The 2,215-nt window shown below is 61.3% G+C and carries 4 protein-coding genes; 2 read left to right on the forward strand and 2 right to left on the reverse strand.

Annotated features, from left to right (window positions below; translation table 11 throughout):
• Both EN749_RS34540 and EN749_RS34545 read right to left on the reverse strand, forming a co-directional pair.
• Positions 1–416: GDYXXLXY domain-containing protein (locus EN749_RS34540; RefSeq protein ID WP_128364853.1), on the reverse strand; the 416-nt coding region annotated here is incomplete at its 3' end.
• Positions 413–1,531, reverse strand: a complete 1,119-nt coding sequence (locus tag EN749_RS34545) for a DUF2157 domain-containing protein (RefSeq protein ID WP_127810267.1) — start codon at positions 1,529–1,531, stop codon at positions 413–415. The genes EN749_RS34545 and EN749_RS34540, both read right to left, overlap by 4 nt.
• A gap of 236 nt (positions 1,532–1,767) precedes the next feature.
• On the opposite strand from EN749_RS34545, the gene EN749_RS34550 reads away from it, so the two are divergent.
• A complete protein-coding gene (locus tag EN749_RS34550) occupies positions 1,768–1,908 on the forward strand; it encodes a DUF1127 domain-containing protein (protein WP_013531315.1) in 141 nt (46 codons plus the stop codon).
• Between the two features lie 49 nt (positions 1,909–1,957).
• Positions 1,958–2,098 (forward strand): DUF1127 domain-containing protein, encoded by a 141-nt coding sequence (locus tag EN749_RS34555; RefSeq protein ID WP_013531314.1) that lies wholly within the window; start codon positions 1,958–1,960, stop codon positions 2,096–2,098.
• The last annotated feature ends 117 nt before the right edge of the window (positions 2,099–2,215 follow it).

Raw genomic sequence — 2,215 nt, forward strand, 5'->3', positions numbered from 1 at the left:
TCCGGCGCGATGGTCGCCTCTTCGCCGCGAAGGTCCCAGCCCTCGGCGACGTGGCCTGATATATCGGCCTCGTCGGCAGCGGCCGGCGTCGGTGCCTTGCCGAACCAGGCTGTCGTCGGCTGCCAATAGCTGTCGGAGCCCTTCTTCAGGCGCACGACAATTGAGGTGTCCTCGCTTGAAAATTTGTCGGGCGGAATGTTGGCGATCATTTTCACCGGTATGCGCGAAATATCGTAGCCCAGGATAATATAGTCGCCGCGCAGGAGGTCGCGCGGATCGACAGGTTCGATCTTCAGCAGCACTTCCTTGCCGTTGCGCAGGATCGCCGCGCGGCCGGCGATGATCCAGCTCAGGAAGCCGATCTGGACGAGCGCCAGCACCAGTGCCGAGATGACAAGCCTTTTCCCGGTGATCATGCCGTGGCTCCTTTGGCATCTGGACCCTTCATGCGTTTTTCCACGCGGATGATGACGATCGCAAGGATGCCGAGCAGCACCGCGGCGGCCAGGAAGAAGCCGGCCGTATCGAGCATCGATTGCAAGGTCACCACATAGATGATGGCGAGTTCGAAGGCGAAGCCAAGATAGGCAAACCAGCGCAGCCCACGGCTTTCCCGTCCTGCCAGCACGATTGCGGCGACAATGCCTGCAAGCGCGATCACCGAAGCGAAGGCAAAACCGCTGTTGTAGGTGCTCTCGTCGGCGAGTTCGAACTGGATCATTGCGAGGCCGGTGAGGAAGCCGAGCAGTGCGTGCAAGGGCAAGCGGCCGCCGAGCTGCACGACCCGGTCGACCGGATCCGGCGCGAAGACCGAGGCCGCGAACAGCAGCGCCGAGACGACGACCAGCGGGAAAGCCACCTGCAGCGTGTCGTGGTTGGTGACCAGCAGCACAAGATAGAACAGAACCGACAGGATGATCAGGTGGCGCGCCGCCTGGCTGCGGGTCCAGAACGAGACGGCAAACAGCACGATCGCCATGATCACGAAGGCATGCGGAAATTCGCTGCGGCTGTAGTAGTCGAAGCCTTTGAGGAACAGCCAGGCATCGGCGATGCCGACCGAAGCGACCGTCAGCGGATTCGAACGCAGCGCAACCGCCGCCAGCGCCGTGCCGGCGCCCCAGGTGACCAGAGCAGACGCCTCGTCGCCCGAGAGATGATACATCTGGCCGATCAGCGCGATCGAGCCGCCGAAAGCCGCGGCCGCCACGACCCAGAGCGCTTCCCCGATCGCCGCATGGTTGCGGGCCTTCAGCACCGCGCCGCCGACATAGCCACCAAGGATGACGGCAAACAGTGCCGCCACGCGCGCCAGCCTCGGGATCGCGTCCCAGTTGGCGGCGACGAAAATCAGGATGGCGGCGCCGAAAAGCAAGGCGGCCATCATTGCCAGGATAGAGCCGAAGCTGAGCGACTCGCGCGCGTTGGCCTCGACATCGCGCGAAAGCGAATCGGCTGTGGCGGCGTCAATCAGCCCGGCCTGCAGCCAACGCGCGATATCCGCCCTGACCCGCGACGAATACCCCGCCATGCTGCGTCTCCCCCAAGTTTGGTCTTTTTTTCAGCCGATCCGGTCAAATCGTTGACGCGGCGGCATTTTCCGATTCGGGTTTCTTTGTGTCAGGTCCGTGAACCCCGTTAATGCTGCATTGCACAATTTGCATTGCTGCCATGCAGCCATAGCGCTTTTAAATCGATATGGGTCCGACTATTTATAGTTCGTACACAAACGGAATGATCCGCAAGAAAGACGAAACGAGAACTACCATGAACCTGATCCGCAACTACCGCAACTGGCGCCGCTACAGGGACACCGTGTCCGAGCTGAGCCGCCTGAGCAACCGTGAACTGACCGACCTCGGCATCAGCCGCAGCGACATTCCTTACGTCGCTCGCAAGGCGGTCTAATTCTTCGGACCGCGAATGGTCCGAACCAGTTTTGAAAAAGAGAACGACAATGAACCTGATCCGCAACTATCGTAACTGGCGCGTTTATCGCGAGACGGTTACCGAGCTGGGTCGCCTTTCCAACCGCCAGCTGCATGATCTCGGTATCGTCCGCGACGAAATCAAGATCATCGCCCGCCAGGCGATCTAACCAGAATTTCGCCAGGGTCGACCTCCTCCCCGACCTTGACGAATACGGTCACCCCTTACCTCCTCCCAAGGGTTGACCACAAAAACGGCGCCCGCCGCACCTCCTCCCGCGGCGGGC

This window comes from Mesorhizobium sp. M7A.F.Ca.ET.027.02.1.1, assembly GCF_004022985.1.
GTDB lineage: Bacteria > Pseudomonadota > Alphaproteobacteria > Rhizobiales > Rhizobiaceae > Mesorhizobium.

Bases quoted from the DNA above. Each gene is read 5' to 3' on its own strand.
- EN749_RS34545 (WP_127810267.1), bottom strand. From the start codon at position 1,531: ATGGCGGGGTATTCGTCGCGGGTCAGGGCGGATATCGCGCGTTGGCTG.
- EN749_RS34550 (WP_013531315.1), top strand. From the start codon at position 1,768: ATGAACCTGATCCGCAACTACCGCAACTGGCGCCGCTACAGGGACACC.
- EN749_RS34555 (WP_013531314.1), top strand. From the start codon at position 1,958: ATGAACCTGATCCGCAACTATCGTAACTGGCGCGTTTATCGCGAGACG.